Origin of the sequence: Klebsiella pasteurii (assembly GCF_018139045.1) — a bacterium.
Lineage (GTDB): Bacteria > Pseudomonadota > Gammaproteobacteria > Enterobacterales > Enterobacteriaceae > Klebsiella > Klebsiella grimontii.
Window position 1 is genome coordinate 1762092 of the sequence record NZ_CP073236.1, and the last position, 16273, is coordinate 1778364.

Genomic DNA, 16273 nt, shown 5'->3' on the forward strand with positions numbered 1-16273 from the left:
CATTCATGCTCAAGATGAATTCATTCCTGAGTTAAGATAGAGAGATACACTCATTTCTGTAAGCTATAAATGCCACTAAAAACACCCAGGGTTACGCCAGCAAAAAAGATGATCGTCTACTCGGTCAGCGCGCCTGTTGCGCACGCTCACTATCAGCGCTGCCCACAGTGCGATCTGCTGTTTCGTTTACCGGTCCTCAAAAAGAATCAGAGCGCCTGGTGCCCTCGCTGCAATGCCAAAGTGCGCGATGGCCGTGACTGGTCGCTTACCCGACTGGGCAGTATGGCGATCGCGATGCTGCTGCTGATGCCTTTTGCCTGGAGCGAACCGCTTCTGCGTTTACATCTCTTAGGCGTACGCATCGACGCTAACGTCCTTCAGGGCATCTGGCAAATGACCGGCCAGGGCGATCCGCTCACGGCGGCGATGGTGCTGTTTTGCGCGGTCGTCGCGCCAGTGCTGCTGGTCGTCTCAATCGCCTACCTGTGGCTGGGTAACGTGCTGGGCATGAATCTGCGCCCGATACTGCTGATGCTGGAGCGGCTCAAAGAGTGGGTGATGCTGGATATTTACCTGGTCGGTATCGGCGTCGCCTCCATCAAAGTACAAGATTACGCCTTTCTGCAGCCCGGCATCGGGCTTATTGCCTATATCGCGCTCACCCTGCTCAGCATCCTGACGCTTATCCATATGAACGTTGAGGAGCTGTGGGAGCGTTTTTATCCCCAGCGCCCGGCGCTGCGGCCGGATAATAATCTCCAGGTTTGTCTCGGCTGTCATTATACCGGACATCGTGATTCCCGCGGGCGCTGCCGCCGCTGTCACACGCCTCTGCGCCACAGACGTCGCCAAAGCCTGCAAAAGAGCTGGGCCGCGCTGATCGCGTCGATGGTTTTCCTGCTGCCTGCCAACCTGCTGCCAATCTCGATTATTTACGTCAACGGCGCGCGCCAGGACGACACTATTCTTTCCGGCATTATGTCGCTGGCCAGCAGCAACGTGGCCATCGCCGGAGTGGTGTTCATCGCCAGTATTCTGGTCCCATTCACCAAAGTTATTGTATTGTTTACCCTGCTGGTCAGCATACAATTCAAGTGTGAACAGGGGTTACGTACCCGCATCCTGCTGCTGCGGCTGATTACCTGGATCGGCCGCTGGTCTATGTTGGATCTTTTTGTCATCGCATTAACCATGTCGCTGATCAACCGCGATCAGCTCCTCGCGTTTACGATGGGGCCCGCCGCGGTCTATTTTGGCGCCGCGGTAATATTAACTATCCTTGCTGTTGAATGGCTGGACAGCCGCTTACTTTGGGACGCACATGAGTCAGGAAACGCCCGCTTCGCCGACTGAAGCCAAAATTAAAACTAAACGCCGCATCTCGCCCTTCTGGCTGCTGCCGGTCATTGCGCTACTGATTGCCGGTTGGCTGATATGGACCAGCTATCAGGATCGCGGTACGACGATCGTTATCGACTTCCAGTCGGCCAACGGTATCGTTCCTGGGCGCACGCCCATCCGCTATCAGGGAGTAGAAGTCGGTACGGTCGAGAATATCTCGCTGAGTAAAGATCTGAGCAAAATTGAGGTTTCAGCCAGCGTCAAAGGCGATATGAAAGATGCGCTGCGCAAGGAGACGCAGTTCTGGCTGGTGACGCCGAAAGCTTCTCTCGCCGGCGTGTCGGGCCTCGATGCGCTGGTTGGCGGCAACTATATCGGCATGATGCCCGGTCAGGGCGAGCCTGAAGATCACTTTGTCGCTCTCGACACCCAGCCGAAGTATCACATTAATAACGGCGAGCTAATGATTCATCTCAAGTCTGCGGATTTGGGCTCGTTAACCAGCGGCTCGCTGGTCTATTTCCGCAAAATTCCGGTCGGCCGGGTGTATGACTACGCGATTAATCCGAACAATCAGGGCGTCACCATTGACGTACTGATCGAGCGCCGTTTCACGAACCTGGTGAAAAAAGAGAGCCGTTTCTGGAACGTCTCCGGCGTAAAAGCGGATGTCAGCCTGAGCGGCGCGAAGGTCCAGCTCGATAGCCTCTCAGCGCTGGTGAACGGCGCTATTGCCTTTGATTCCCCCGATGACTCTGCGCAGGCTCAGCAGAACACGGATTATCACTTATATGAAGACCTGGCGCACAGTCAGCGTGGGGTGGTGGTCAAACTGGATCTTCCCGACGGCGCGGGCTTAAAAGCCGGCTCTACGCCGCTGATGTACCAGGGACTCGAGGTTGGCCAGCTCAGCAAGATGAATCTCAATTCCGACGGGAAAGTGACCGGCGAAATGACCGTCGATCCGAGCGTCGTCAGCCTGCTGCGTGAGAAGACGCTGATTCAGATGAAGAAGCCGAAAATCTCTCTGGATAACCCCAGCGTCAGCGCCCTGCTGACCGGCACCACCTTTGAACTGGTTCCCGGTGAAGGTGAGCCGCGTAACCAGTTTGCGGTGCTGCCTGCCGATAAATCCATTCTGGAAGAACCGGATGTGGCGACCGTTACGCTCACCGCGCCGGAGAGCTACGGTATCGACGCCGGGCAGCCGCTAATTCTGCACGGCGTCCAGATTGGCCAGGTTCTGGAGCGCAAGCTGAATGCCGATGGCGTCACGTTCCAGGTAGCGATTATGCCGGAGTACCGTTCACTGGTTCGCGGCGATAGCAAATTCGTGGTCAACAGCCGGATTGACGTCAAAGTCGGCATCGACGGCGTGCAGTTCCTCGGCGCCAGCGCCAGCGAATGGGTCAACGGCGGGATCCGCATTATTCCGGGCGACAAGGGGGCGATGCAAAGCCGCTATCCGCTGTATGCGAACCAGGAAAAGGCGCTGGAAAACAGCATGAGCGATCTGCCGACCACCACGCTTACGCTCTCAGCCGAGACGCTGCCGGACGTGCAGGCCGGCTCCGTGGTGCTGTACCGTAAATTTGCGGTCGGGGAAATCATCACCGTGCAGCCGCGCAAAAACGCCTTTGAAATCAATATTCATATCAAGCCGGAATATCGCCATCTGCTGACCAGCAACAGCGTGTTCTGGGCCGAAGGCGGCGCCAAAGTGCAGCTTAACGGTAGCGGTCTGACGGTGCAGGCTTCCCCGCTTTCCCGCGCGCTGAAGGGCGCGATTAGCTTTGATAACCTCAGCGGCGCCAGCGCTAGCGCGCGGATCGATAATAAACGCGTGCTGTATGCTTCGGAAACCGCTGCCCGCGCGGTGGGTGGGCAGATAACCCTCCACGCCTTCGACGCCGGTAAAATCGCCGAAGGGATGCCGATTCGCTACCTGGGGATTGATATTGGCCAGATCCAGTCGCTGAATTTAATTACCGCGAAAAACGAAGTGCAGGCGAAAGCGGTGCTCTACCCGGAATACGTCAATACCTTTGCCCGCGCCGGGACGCGTTTCTCGGTGATTACGCCGCAGATTTCCGCGGCGGGCGTTGAACATCTGGATACCCTATTCCAGGCCTATATCAACGTCGAGCCGGGACGCGGTTCACCGCGCCGTGATTTCGAAATTCAGGAAACCACGATCAGCGATTCACGTTATATCGACGGCCTGAGCATTATCGTCGAAGTACCGGAAGCGGGTTCGCTGGGTATCGGCACGCCGGTGCTGTTCCGCGGGCTCGAAGTCGGCACGGTGACCGGTCTGATGCTCGGTTCGATGTCGGATCGCGTGATGGTACAGCTGCGTATCAGCAAGCGTTATCAGTATCTGGTGCGCAACAACTCGGTGTTCTGGCTGGCTTCCGGCTATAGTCTCGACTTTGGCCTGATTGGCGGGGTGGTGAAAACCGGTACCTTTAATCAGTTCATTCGCGGCGGCATCGCGTTTGCGACGCCTCCGGGTACGCCGCTGGCGCCGAAAGCGCAGGATGGCAAACACTTCCTGCTGCTGGAGAGCGAACCGAAAGAGTGGCGCGAATGGGGCACCGCCCTGCCGCGCTAAGCGTAAAAGGCTCCGGTGTCCGCCGCCGGAGCCTTTGTGGTAAACTACGCCCCCTTTTTTCGTTGTGGTGCGCTCCCCGTGGCTCAAAACGCTGTCTATCTTCCTGAAGAATTCCTCGCTCAAATGCGTGCGGCAATGCCGACGCATCTCTCTTTCGACGACTTTATCGCCGCCTGCCAGCGCCCGCTGCGGCGGAGCATTCGCGTCAATACGCTGAAAATCACGGTGGCTGATTTTTTGCAGCTGGTCGCCCCCTATCGCTGGCAGCTCACGCCGGTTCCGTGGTGCGAAGAGGGTTTCTGGATCGAGCGTGAAGACGAAGACGACCTGCCGCTGGGCAGCGCGGCCGAGCATCTTAGCGGGCTGTTTTACATTCAGGAAGCCAGCTCCATGCTGCCCGTCGCCGCGCTGTTTGCCGGCGGTGAAACGCCGCAGCGGGTGATGGATGTCGCCGCCGCGCCGGGATCTAAAACCACGCAAATCGCCGCGCGCATGGGCAATGAAGGCGGCATTCTGGCCAATGAATATTCCGCCAGCCGGGTTAAAGTCCTGCACGCCAATATCAGCCGCTGCGGAATTAGCAACGTGGCGTTAACCCATTTCGATGGCCGGGTATTCGGCGCCGCGCTACCGGAATGCTTTGACGCGATCCTGCTCGACGCCCCCTGCTCTGGCGAAGGGGTAGTACGTAAAGACCCCGATGCGTTGAAAAACTGGTCGCCGGAAAGCAACGCGGAGATCGCGCTAACCCAGCGCGAACTTATCGACAGCGCGTTTCACGCCCTTCGCCCCGGCGGGACGCTGGTTTACTCCACCTGCACCCTGAACCGGCAAGAAAACGAAGACGTGGTCAACGGGCTGCTAGCGCGCTACCCGCAGGCGGTGGAAGTACTGCCGCTCGGCTCGCTGTTCCCCCAGGCCAGCGAAGCGCTGACCGACGAGGGTTTCCTGCACGTCTTCCCGCAGATTTTTGACTGCGAAGGGTTCTTCGTCGCCCGCTTACGCAAAACCGCCGCCATCAAGCCGCTCCCGGCGCCGGGCTATAAAGTCGGGAAATTTCCCTTCACGCCGCTTAAAACCCGCGAATCCGCCGCCGTTATTGCCGCCGCTGCCGCCGTCGGTTTGCAGTGGACCGCCGACCATACGCTCTGGCAGCGTGATAAAGAAATTTGGCTCTTCCCACAGGCGCTCGAAGCGCTCTTCGGTAAAGTGCGTTTTTCACGCATCGGGATCCGGCTCGCCGAAACCCACAACAAAGGCTATCGCTGGCAGCACGAAGCGGTGATTGCGCTTGCCGCCCCGGCCGCGCCCTTTGCGCTGACTCAGGCAGAAGCGGAAGAGTGGTACCGCGGCCGCGACGTCTATCCGGAAACGCTCCCGGAGAAGGATGATGCGATTGTCACCTATCAGGGCGCGCCGCTCGGGCTGGCGAAAAAAGTCGGGTCGCGTTTAAAAAACAGCTATCCCCGCGAACTGGTGCGTGACGGTAAGCTTTTTAGCAAAAAAGCGTGATGGTGCCTCGAAAAACAGCACTTTTTCACTGGCGCTTTACGCCCGTTTGTCTACGCTCAAAAATGTCGGCCTCAACTGGTCGTACCACAAATCAGCAGACAAACGGGGTGAATTTATGAGTAAAACTAGCGTACGTATCGGCGCGTTTGAAATAGACGACGCCGAACTGCACGGCGAACAGCAGGGAGAGCGAACGTTAAGTATCCCCTGCAAATCCGATCCGGATTTATGCATGCAGCTTGATGCATGGGACGCGGACACCAGCGTGCCCGCCATACTTGATGGTGAACATTCCGTCCTCTACCGTAAGCACTACGATCGCCAGTCCGATGCCTGGATCATGCGCCTCGCCTGATTCCAATGAACCCGTCGCCTGAGACGGGTTATTTATTTCCCCGCTTTTCTGACATCTCCTACACTTAACAATATGTTTTTCAGGATATGAGGCCAGGATGTTTGCCTTAGTACTGTTTATTTGTTACCTGGACGGCGGCTGTGAAGATATCGTTGTCGATGTTTACGATAACGAGCGGCAGTGCACAACGGCCATGGACGATCAGCGGATACGCCACGGCGGCTGCTTTCCGGTAGAAGATTTTATCGACAGTTTCTGGCTCCCCGCCCGAGAATACAGCGATTTTTAGCCCGCCAGCTGTAGCGCCACCAGGGTTAGCGCTCCACCAAATACGGCCCCTGTATCGATATAATGCTGGTTATCGCTGTCATAGCGCCGTTTGAGCGGCGTATGGCCGAACCAGAAATGATCGGCGCCGGCAATCGCGCCGTGACGCCCGGCGAAATGGTCGGCAAGCCGCTGCCGACGCCACAACACCTGATGCTCATCGACAGCGCGCTGCCAGCAATAAACAGCCGCGGGGTAATCAGCATGGGCAATGACGTGCACCTGCCCACCGCTGTGGAGTTCGATAATCAGCGGTAGGTCGCGGCAGCGGGCGATAAGCTCCGTAAGGCGCCGCCTCTGGTTCTGCGGAGATTGCGTATACCAGTCGCCTCCGTTCATCTCCCAGAGCCGCATATCGCTGCCCGCAAGCGCCTCCAGCGCCATCTGCTCATGGTTTCCACGTACCGCGCAAACCCAGCGATAGCGCAGTAAATCCAGGCATTGCGCGCTTTGTGGTCCACGGTCGATCAGATCGCCCACCGAGAGAAGCAGGTCCTGATAAGGGTCAAACCTGTGCTCGCGAAGGGCCGCCATCAGGCGTGCGAAACAGCCGTGCAGGTCGCCCACCAGCCAGATATTACGCCAGGCTGAACCGTCAATGCGCTGATACATATTATGTCCTCCTCGCACAATTATAGGAAAAATCCGCCACTTCAACGCCCGTAATATGGACACCTCAATCGACTTTAAACGAAAGGCAAATATAGTCCGGCGGGGCATTAAGCTCTCCACGATATATCCATAGAATAGAGGCTAAATAACTCCGAGGTATTCATCGTGACGGATAACAGCCTGCATTCAGCCAGCGTAGTTGAGCGACGCCCAAATCTTATTGCCGATCTGGTGATGGGTCGGCTCACCCCAGCCCCCATCTGGCAACAACGTCATTACCGGCTTAAGTTTTTACTGCGCACGGCATTATTTTATGCGCCAACGCGCAGCATGCTGGAAAGCCTGGCGGGGCGTGCGGACTTCAATCAGCTGCTGGCCGCTCAGGTGACGCTGCCGGGCAAAGTTCATCGCCAGTATTTGACCCGCGGATTAAATGCCAGCCAGCGCGCGCAGGCCATTATCAGCCACTACCAGTTTGTCGATTCTCTGGGAGGCTCGTGCCTCGCCGGGGCCATGACCGCAGCGAAAGATGTACCGCTGCTTGAGCTGACGGGCAAAGACGACAGCCGGTTTACGCTCTCCGCCTCCTCGGCGGGCAAAGCCGAACGCGAGGGCGAAACGACGCTGTGGCTGCGCGATAGCGATGAGATTGTACTGGCCAGCGCGACCTTTAGCGTCACCCGCCAGCAGGAGCAATGGCAGTTGACCATCGGCGGTCTACAGGGGCCGCGCAGCACTGTTCCGCACGAAGTGATTAAACGAGCGACCCGCGCCTGTTACGGCCTGTTCCCGAAACGCCTGCTGATGGAATTTATCTGGTTAATGGCGGCGCGCAGCAACATTAATCACATTTACGGGGTCAGCGACAACGGCCACGTCTTCCGCGCGCTGCGCTATCGGTTGAGCAAGGGACGTCATTTTCACGCCAGCTATGATGAGTTCTGGCAATCTATCGATGGCGTCGCCGACGGCGCCTGGCGCTGGCGCTTACCGCTCCAGCTGGAAAGAAAGACGCTTGAGAGCATCGCCAGCAAGAAGCGCGCTGAATATCGTCGCCGCTTTCAGCTTCTGGATGATATGGCCGCTAAGATGGAGATACTCATGGAGTAGCTCTCCAGCCGCTTCGCCAACGCCGTTTAGCACGACGGCGTTTGCATCTTCTGCGGCGCTTTAGTTACTATCATAACTTCGTTGTACTCCTTGCGGACGGCTAATGAAGTTATGAGCAAAACTGAAACACTCCTGCTGGCTATCCTGCTGATTATTTTGGCCGCTGCTTTGTGGTTTATTTTTAGCGGACAAATATGGTTCCTGGTGAGCTTTCTGGAAACATGGTTGTATCCCTCCTTCGTCGCGCCGGAATAAATCTTTACCGATTATTTTTATCCCGCAAGTTACGGTTTTCCTTTCATCCGCTAATAACCCGTCAGGCGGTCAGATAAATACCCGCTAAAAAACTTAAAGCCGTATCTTGTCTATTATTTCATTTGTCATACAAATGTGTATACTGAGTCTCTTCCGATGTTGGCCCGTACATTTCACCTGCACTATGGGCCTGATTTCGTGCAGGTGTTTTCTCCTTTCCCTCTCTGAGAGTCACCCAGTGTCTACACCCGGCTTTTTGTCCAGATTTTTTGTTGCAAAGTTTGCACCAGATTGTGATTTTAAAAAAATCCCCTTATTTTTACGCCCCCTTTGAAAAGCAAAAAGAAAACATAAAACCAACAATCAATTAACATAAAGAATCTAACTCCAAATAAAAAGCATGAAAACCGGATAAAAATCCAATAAAAAGATAATAATCAGTCAGAAATATACAATTACACATATTCTGCAGGAGTAGTTATACGTTAACCAACAAAACCGCGGCAGTTACTCGGTGACCAACGTCTATCGCTACATTGTTGTTTATCTTCAGCGGCTTTCCACTAAGAGGTTCTCTATGAACGTCAAAACCATCTCGCGCAGTGTGCTGGGCGGCTTACTGAGCGCCATCGTTATTAGTCAACCGGCTTTCGCAGCGGGAACCTTAAGCGGCCAGATTGGCGTCCAGGTGACGCTCGGCAGCGGGTGCAGCGTATCGAACATCCGCAATGGCGAGAATAACCGCTGGGGCAACATTAATTTCGGCGCCTATGGCGATTTAGCCAACTCCATTGATGCGGAAGTCACCGGCAGCGGCGGCGGAAGCGCGCTAACAGTGACCTGCACCGAGGACCTTGACTCGACCCTGACGCTGGACGGCGGCCAGTCTGGCGATGCAGCGCTGCGCTATATGAAAAACGCCGCCGGCACCCAGCAGATTGCCTATCGACTCTATTCGGATGCCGGCCGCAGTAATGAAATTTTGCCCGGCGGCACGATACCTATCGTTGGCACCGGCAATCCCCAGGCTATTCCAGTTTTTGCCCGAATCCGCCCCGAAGACCAGAGCGTCAATGCGCCGACGGCCGATGTGTATGACGACATCGTCACTGCGACGTTAACCTGGTAATCGCATAAGGAAAGTGGGCGTCATGCTTCGACCCGAGTGGCTTACATTAATTCTGTTTTTTACCTCAGGCGCCCATGCCGCCGTTGTCCAGAAGACGTTCAAAGTCTCCGCGCAGATCGCAGCAGGCTGCGCGCTTGGCGCCGGAGACGGCTCCCAAACGACGGATTTCGGTACCCTGAGTTTTGGCACCCTGTCATCGCTTTACAACAACGTTGATGTCGCCAGTACCTCCGGCGCAGGCTCAATCATCGTCACCTGCACGCCCGGCACCGCTATTTCAATCGCCCTCGACTATGGCGTCAACGGCGGCTCAGCCAGCCAGCGCTATATGTCGAACGGCAACAACAACACCCTGGCGTATCAGCTTTATCAGGACGCCAACCGCGCTAACGTTTGGGGCAACAGTACGCAGGCCTTGAGCGTCGCATCATTTCCGAGCACCACGCAAACCTACACGGTTTATGGCCGCCTTTTTGCCACGAATGGCTTCCCGGCGGTGGGCTCCTATACCGACACGGTCACCGTCACGCTGACCTATTAGATAATCCACAGGTTAACTATGATTCGCTGTAGATTTGCGCCGTTTATATTCGCTTTATCTCTTCCCTCATCGGTTCTGGCCGCAAGCTCCGTCCTGGTATGGCCGATCTTTCAAACTATCGAAAGCCACGAAAAAGGTTCTGAACTGTGGCTGGAGAATCGCGGCAGTTCGCCGGTTAATTTGCAGCTGCGCGTTTTTGCCTGGGATCAAAAAGGGTCAGCGGACGTCTACGCCGACCAGCGCGATGTTGTCGCCAGCCCCCCTTTTACCACGGTAGCGCCGGGGCAGCGGCAACTGGTGAGGCTCATGCGCGTTGCCCCTATCGCCAATGGCAAAGAGCAGTCCTACCGCATTGTTATCGATGAGATCCCTGCCGCGCAGCCGGTAACGCAGACGGAACAGAACTCCGCCGGGCTGAAAATGCGCATGCGCTATGTCCTGCCGCTGTTTACCTATGGGCAGGGGCTCACGCCGCTAAAGAACGCGGGTTCAGTCGAATCGGTAAGGATGACGCTGCGCTGGTCGCTCGCGCAGCAAAATAACCGCCAGACGCTATGCATCGATAATAGAGGCAATCAACATGCGCGGCTCAGTACGGTTTACTGGGCGAACGCGAGCGGCAACGGCAAAATTCCCGTGGCTAATGGCCTTCTCGGCTACGTTCTGGCGCAGAAAAAGGCCTGTTTCCCGAACGCCGGAAACGCTTCCGCGCCATCAGGAATACATCTGTTCGCGAAGTTAACGGATAACGGTCAGGCGGTGGAAATTCCGGCGAATCGTTAAAAATGAGAGATCTGAAAAGAACGGCGTCCGGGGGGCTGCTGGCGGTGGCGTCGGTGACGGCCTGCGCCGCGACCTATGATTCCCTGCCTGCGCCTGCGGCATCCTACAGCGAAAGGCAGGAGTATGAGCTGTACCTCAGCTTATCGGTCAATGGCAATATTCTTGCCGGCGCCGTTCCGGTCAAGGTCAACGCTGGTCACTACTGGGTTGCGGCCAGCGTTCTACGGCAAGCGCATATTCCCCTGCAAACCCATGATGCGCTGGTGGATGTCACGGCGCTCCCCTCGGTTAAGGTCGAATATGACCAGCCGGGGCAAGTGCTTAAGCTTCAGGTTCCGGACCAGTGGCTCCCCGAACAGCGCATCGGGGAAACCACGGGACAACAATACCAGGCCGCGATCGGCAGTCCGGGGATTTTATTTAACTACGACGCTTACAGCCTCTTTTCATCCGGCGGCACGCAAACCACCAGCACCTTCACCGAAACGCGTCTTTTTGGCCCGCCGGGCGTCCTTTCCAATAACGCCGCGATCCGGCAAAACTGGTCTTCGTCGGGCTATCAACAACAGGGCTATATGCGCTACGACACCCTGTGGAAATACAGCGATAGCGAACAGGTGATAAGCTACCAGGCCGGCGACGTGGTCAGTAACGCTCTGACCTGGAGCAGTTCCGTGCGCATGGGTGGGCTACGCGTAAGCCGTAACTTCAGCGTGCGCCCGGATCTGGTGACATATCCGCTGCTTAACTTATCCGGCAGCGCGGCGGTCCCTTCAAGCGTCGACCTGTTTATTAACGGTTATAAAACCAGCTCGTCGCAGGTTAATGGCGGCCCCTATACGCTGACCAACGTTCCGTGGATCAGCGGCGCCGGCGAAGCGACCGTAGTGACTACCGACGCCCTTGGCCGCCAGGTCTCTACTAGCGTTCCTTTTTATGTCTCTAATACCCTCCTGCGGGAAGGCCTGAGCGATTTTGATTTCACCCTTGGCGCCCTGCGCAACAACTACGGCATCAAGAATGCCGATTATGGCGCCGGGGCGGTGAGCGCGATTTATCGCTATGGATTAACCCACTGGCTTACGCTCTCGGCGCATACCGAAGACCGCCAGGGATTAGCCAATGCCGGGCTAGGCGGCGATATTGGGGTAGGAAATTTGGGCACCCTCAGCCTGTCGGGCAGCGCCAGCCGCGGCGAAGGAGACGGAAACCAGCTCACCTCGGGTTACTCCTACTATGGCAATAGCTGGGGAGTGAACTATCAGCATATCCGCCGCAGCGCCAGCTACGACAACCTCAGCACCTATGGCTCTAGCGCCACGCTCAGCCGTCAGTCAGACCAGGCCACGCTGAGCCTGAGCCCGTGGGGAAGAACCCTCGGTTCTTTTAGCATTGGCTACTTTGATATCCAGGCCGAGGATCGTTCGCGCACCCGCCTGTTGAACCTCTCCTGGAGCCGTAGCCTGTGGCTTAGCAGCAGCCTCAACCTGAGCGTAAACCGCGATCTGCAGGAAGGTAGCTACTCAAGCATGCTGCAGATAATCATCCCTTTCGATTCGCAAAGCTCTATGCAGTTAAGCGGCCAGCGCGCCAGCTCCGGTCAATGGGGCGAAAATATCAGCCTCAACCGCTCCGCCCCGGCAGAAGGCGGGCTTGGCTGGAACCTCGCCCATTCGGTGGGCGGCGATAATTATAGCCAGGCGGATCTGACCTGGATCAACCGCGTGTCGACGTTGAGCGGAGGCTACTACGGCTCACGCAACGATCGTCACAGCTGGTTTGAAGCCACGGGAGCGGTGGTGCTGATGGATAACAGTCTGTTCTTCGCCCGGCAGATTAACGACGCGTTTATCGTTGTCTCCACCGGTAACTACCCGAACATTGCGGTGAGCTATGAAAACCGCAAAGTCGGCGTGACGGATAAAAACGGCCATTTGCTGATCCCGTGGGCGACGGCGTGGTATCCGGGAAAAATTACCCTCGATACGCTGCCATTGCCAACGGACACCGAAGCGCTGATGGTGGAGAAACGCATCGCCGTGCGCGAAGGCAGCGGCGCGCTGGTTGAATTCCCGGTTAACCGCGTGCGTTCGGCAACCATTGTCTTCGTCAATGCTCAGGGACAGCCGCTGCCGGTCGGTACGCCCGTCGAGGAAGTGAACAGCAAACAGCGCGGTCTGGTGGGCTACGACGGCGTCGCCTGGTTCTCGCATCTCACGCGCGACAATAAAGTCATAGTCAACACCGGGGAGTTTCAATGCCGCGTGCGCTTTGCGCTCCCGGAAACAACGCCGGTTCCGCAACGGATAGGTCCGGTTAGCTGTCACCCATAACAGTGGAGATCAAGTTGAAAAGTATCCTCCCGATCTGCGCGCTGCTCTTGCTCCTTGGGCTAACAAGCAACGCGCTGGCCGCCTGCAGCATCAAAACCAGCGCGCCGGTTATCGGCCCGGTGGATTCCTTTGCTCTCAACAGCGCGCCTCAGGGCGTGATGGCCGGCGCGGGGTTTTACTGCACCCCGGAGCTGGTGGCGCTGAACTCAACCAACACATTAAGCGCCACCCTGTCGTCGGCCAACAAGAGCAACGGTATTCCGCGGCTGCTTAATGGTGCGGGCGACGCCATCCCTTACAGCGTCTGTTCTGACGCTTCGTGCTCGCCGGCCTATCTGGATGGCGGCGTGATTAGCTGGTCCAGAACAACGCTGCTCGAACTGCTGGGTTTATTTAACTCAAGCGATGGCACCATGCCGCTCTATTTCAGAACCACCCCGGGCGCCAACGTCCCCGCCGGTACCTATACCGATGTGTTAACCATCACCTGGGTGTACCGATTCTGCTACGTCGGGCTCGATCTGCTGGGCATTAAGATATGTATTCCGAATAACGGAACGCTGACCTCTACGGTCAATGTGTCGGTGAAGGTAACCAATGTTTGCTATATCGACAGCGCGCCAGACGTCGAATTTACCTCTGCCGCCCTTCCGTCCGGTTTTAGCAACTACAGCGGCCAGCTTGCCATCCGCTGCACGAAAAACGCGGCCTACACCATCAACCTCACCAGCACTAACGCCAGCGTCGGCGACTGGCGGCAGATGAGCCAACCCATCGCGAACCAGCCTACCGCCTGGCTGCAGTACCAATTTTACCAGCCCAACGGCAGCGCATGGACGGAAAATAACAATCTCAGCGTGGCCGGATCCGGCGCCGCGCAGCCCGCAAACTACACCCTAAAAATAAACCCGACCCAGAGTAACCAGCCTGCCGGAACCTATACCGATACCGTACTGGTGACCGTTAGCTACTAAAACGTTAACAGACGATTTTTTGTAAAAGAAATGTTTGGGAAATTATTGTTGTGGTATAAGAAAAAAGCCCCGAAAAAAGTGAATGGGGTTTTGCAAGGGAATCTGCGATTTGTGAAAAATAGATAAAAAGAGACCGAACACGATTCCTGTATTCGGTCCAGGGAAATGGCTCTTGGGAGAGAGCCGTGCGCTAAAAGTTGGCATTAATGCAGGCTAAGTCGCCTTGCCTTATAAGAATAGTTTACCGTGTCAGGTTTTCCAGTCCGTGACAAAAGTGGACGAATAATTCGTCTCAAAATTGCTGATATCAACAAAAAACCGCCATGCCCGGTATTGGGGGATGGCGGTTTTTTTCATGTAAATACAGCGGGATGCAGGCGGCGATCAGCAGAGTTTCTGCGCGCGCTCAATAAAGGGCGCCAGGCTCATTTTTTGTCCCGGCCGTTGCGGATCGTCAATCTGGATCACGGAAATCGGCTGCGCGTTGGTTTTACCGTCTTTCATCTGCTGTTCGGCGATGTCGTTTAGCGGGTACTGCACCAGGGTACTCGGATTAATGGCGAACAGCGCATTGCCCGGACGGCAGGTCAGCATCACCTCTTCACGGTTAAACGCCCAGCTCTCTTTACCCACCTCAAAGCGGCTCACGGTAATCACCTGCGGCGCCGCCAGCGCAGCGCCAGAACTTGCCAATAACAACATTGTCAGAACGATTTTTTTCATGATTTAACCAGTTTATTCAGAAAGGTTCCCAGGTGGCAAACAGGCTGACGGCAAACAGCGCCAGCGCCCCCAACGCAATTTCTATCTGCGTGGTGCGCACGATGAGCTGCTCCGCTCGCGTTCCGCCTGCCGACATGCGTGGCACCAGAACATACCGGTTCACCAGCGCAATTGCCACCATTGCCGCTACCAGCGCACATTTCAACAACAGCATACGCCCCCAGGGCGAGGCGCTGATAAGTTCGCCCTGGATCAGCAGCGCATTTACCACCCCGCTGGCGATGGCGCCGGCAACCGCCAGATGTCCGTAACGCGAAAACCGCATCATGGTGAAAATCGCCGCCTGCCGCCAGCGACCGTGCGCCAGGCGAAGACAGTAGATAAACGGCAGCAGACCGCCAAACCAGCTGGCCACGCAAAACAGATGAAGCGCATGATTGGTTCGCTGCACTATCCCCAGCCAGCCATCGTTCATCGCGGCATGTCCGACGCCCGCCAGCAGCAGCAACTGGGCGCAAAACAGCACCAGCAGTAAACGCCCCGGTCGCCGGGGCTTCAGCCAAACCACTGCCAACGCCACAAAGGCGAGTAAAATTTGCCATACCCACACACCGCCAAACTGCGTCCCGGCCACCGCCTGCCAGATAGCCGGCTGCCAGACATCCGACCAGCCGTTGCCCATCAGGCCGCCCTGCGCCATCAGCATCAGCAGCGCCGACAGCGCGCTAGCCAGTAGTAAATGACGCATTAGCGGATAAAAACGCTGCATCATCAGACGGCGCAAGGCCGCTGGCGCCCACCACGCGCCGTAAAGCAGGCAGCCGAAAGCGACGATCAGCGAAATGAAATGGATAAAGCGTAAGCTGACATAGACGGCACTGAGCATCGGCTTACTTCACGGTAAAGGTGTATTGCCCTTTGGTCTTATGGCCATCTACGGAGACCACGTGCCAGTCAACGGTATATTCGCCCGGCGTCAACGCCTGCTCAACCGGTACCGTCAGTTGAGCCTTATTGCTGTCGCTGCGGACGGGTTTACCGAGGGTGATGGTCTTCTGCTGCGGCCCGGTGAGGGTTACGCCGCTAAACTGCGTTTCGATGCCTTCGGAGAAGTTCAGGGTCAGCGCCTGCGGTGACGCCTCCACCTCACTACCGGCAGCCGGCAGCGGTTGTTGCAAATGGGCGTGGGCAAATGCGCCTGCGGAGGTCAGGCAACCGGCGAGAAACAGAGACAGACGCAGGGCGCGTCCGGCGATGATTGGCATAGTTGTCATTCCTTTTTGTTATGTATGTAGCACAGAGAATAACCCTGTATAATGGCGCAGTCGAGCTAAGCGTCTGAGACTTGCCTTTTTGCCGCGTGCTTAGTACTTTTTGCGGCATTATCAGAGGAGAAACCGATGGAAAACAACCTGGCTAAACTATCCCAGGAGGAGATGGACAAAGTGAATGTCGATCTCGCCGCGGCTGGTGTCGCCTTTAAAGAACGCTACAATATGCCGGTGGTGGCTGATTTAGTCGAAAGAGAACAGCCCGAGCATCTGCGCAGCTGGTTTCGCGAGCGTCTGATTGCCCATCGGCTGGCCTCCGTTTCGCTCTCTCGCCTGCCCTATGAACCGAAACAGAAATAATTCCCGTCCTCTGCGGACATCCGAGTTGGCAAG

General features: G+C 56.5%; 17 protein-coding genes. 13 read left to right on the forward strand and 4 right to left on the reverse strand.

The genetic code is table 11. The annotated features are described in order from the left end of the window. Positions 1–69: 69 nt before the first annotated feature. The 5 genes from yebS (at position 70) to KCG39_RS08305 (ending at position 6111) form a co-directional block, all read left to right on the forward strand. Positions 70–1353 carry a membrane integrity lipid transport subunit YebS gene (yebS, locus tag KCG39_RS08285; protein ID WP_032741884.1) on the forward strand — a complete coding sequence of 428 codons (1284 nt, stop codon included), beginning with the start codon at positions 70–72 and terminating at the stop codon, positions 1351–1353. Continuing rightward, the gene (locus KCG39_RS08290; protein ID WP_004122010.1) at positions 1322–3955 is read left to right on the forward strand and encodes a PqiB family protein; all 2634 of its coding nucleotides are present in this window, start codon (positions 1322–1324) and stop codon (positions 3953–3955) included. Before yebS ends, KCG39_RS08290 begins: the two co-directional genes overlap by 32 nt. Positions 3956–4033: 78 nt before the next feature. Beyond that, entirely contained in the window at positions 4034–5467 is a 1434-nt protein-coding gene (gene rsmF, locus KCG39_RS08295) for a 16S rRNA (cytosine(1407)-C(5))-methyltransferase RsmF (RefSeq protein ID WP_075208585.1), read from the forward strand. A gap of 115 nt (positions 5468–5582) precedes the next feature. Continuing rightward, positions 5583–5822, forward strand: a complete 240-nt coding sequence (locus tag KCG39_RS08300; protein WP_004103329.1) for a YebV family protein — start codon at positions 5583–5585, stop codon at positions 5820–5822. 97 nt (positions 5823–5919) lie between these two features. Beyond that, the gene (locus KCG39_RS08305; protein WP_004122014.1) at positions 5920–6111 is read left to right on the forward strand and encodes a YdfD/YebW family protein; all 192 of its coding nucleotides are present in this window, start codon (positions 5920–5922) and stop codon (positions 6109–6111) included. On the opposite strand, the gene pphA is transcribed toward KCG39_RS08305, so the two are convergent. Next, positions 6108–6761, reverse strand: coding sequence for a protein-serine/threonine phosphatase (gene pphA / locus KCG39_RS08310; RefSeq protein WP_049114590.1), 654 nt, complete (start codon positions 6759–6761; stop codon positions 6108–6110). The genes KCG39_RS08305 and pphA overlap by 4 nt on opposite strands. A gap of 165 nt (positions 6762–6926) precedes the next feature. Here pphA and KCG39_RS08315 point away from each other — a divergent pair, with 165 nt between their 5' ends. The 7 genes from KCG39_RS08315 to KCG39_RS08345 all read left to right on the forward strand — a co-directional run bounded on the left by KCG39_RS08315 (position 6927) and on the right by KCG39_RS08345 (position 13886). After that, positions 6927–7871: a VirK/YbjX family protein gene (locus KCG39_RS08315; RefSeq protein WP_142445586.1), complete on the forward strand. Its 945-nt coding sequence runs from the start codon at positions 6927–6929 to the stop codon at positions 7869–7871. Positions 7872–7982: 111 nt separating this feature from the next. Continuing rightward, positions 7983–8126, forward strand: coding sequence for an Ecr family regulatory small membrane protein (locus KCG39_RS08320; protein WP_142445585.1), 144 nt, complete (start codon positions 7983–7985; stop codon positions 8124–8126). 577 nt (positions 8127–8703) lie between these two features. After that, the gene (locus KCG39_RS08325) at positions 8704–9255 is read left to right on the forward strand and encodes a Csu type fimbrial protein (RefSeq protein WP_142468185.1); all 552 of its coding nucleotides are present in this window, start codon (positions 8704–8706) and stop codon (positions 9253–9255) included. Positions 9256–9277: 22 nt separating this feature from the next. After that, entirely contained in the window at positions 9278–9796 is a 519-nt protein-coding gene (locus KCG39_RS08330; RefSeq protein WP_004122022.1) for a Csu type fimbrial protein, read from the forward strand. 18 nt (positions 9797–9814) lie between these two features. Further along, positions 9815–10579, forward strand: a complete 765-nt coding sequence (locus KCG39_RS08335; protein ID WP_142468186.1) for a fimbrial biogenesis chaperone — start codon at positions 9815–9817, stop codon at positions 10577–10579. A gap of 2 nt (positions 10580–10581) precedes the next feature. Further along, positions 10582–12912, forward strand: coding sequence for a fimbria/pilus outer membrane usher protein (locus tag KCG39_RS08340; RefSeq protein WP_142468187.1), 2331 nt, complete (start codon positions 10582–10584; stop codon positions 12910–12912). 14 nt (positions 12913–12926) lie between these two features. After that, positions 12927–13886: a Csu type fimbrial protein gene (locus tag KCG39_RS08345; protein ID WP_049114593.1), complete on the forward strand. Its 960-nt coding sequence runs from the start codon at positions 12927–12929 to the stop codon at positions 13884–13886. 384 nt (positions 13887–14270) lie between these two features. Here KCG39_RS08345 and KCG39_RS08350 read toward each other — a convergent pair whose 3' ends face one another. The 3 genes from KCG39_RS08350 to yobA are packed head-to-tail and all read right to left on the reverse strand — an operon-like array spanning position 14271 to position 15874. Further along, on the reverse strand, positions 14271–14609 hold the full coding sequence (locus KCG39_RS08350; protein ID WP_004122026.1) for a YebY family protein: 339 nt from the start codon (positions 14607–14609) through the stop codon (positions 14271–14273). Positions 14610–14625: 16 nt separating this feature from the next. After that, on the reverse strand, positions 14626–15495 hold the full coding sequence (copD, locus tag KCG39_RS08355; RefSeq protein WP_004122027.1) for a copper homeostasis membrane protein CopD: 870 nt from the start codon (positions 15493–15495) through the stop codon (positions 14626–14628). A gap of 4 nt (positions 15496–15499) precedes the next feature. Continuing rightward, complete coding sequence (gene yobA, locus KCG39_RS08360; protein ID WP_004122028.1) at positions 15500–15874, reverse strand: CopC domain-containing protein YobA; 375 nt, start codon at positions 15872–15874, stop codon at positions 15500–15502. Positions 15875–16009: 135 nt separating this feature from the next. Here yobA and KCG39_RS08365 point away from each other — a divergent pair, with 135 nt between their 5' ends. Further along, positions 16010–16240, forward strand: a complete 231-nt coding sequence (locus KCG39_RS08365; RefSeq protein WP_004122029.1) for a DNA polymerase III subunit theta — start codon at positions 16010–16012, stop codon at positions 16238–16240. The last annotated feature ends 33 nt before the right edge of the window (positions 16241–16273 follow it).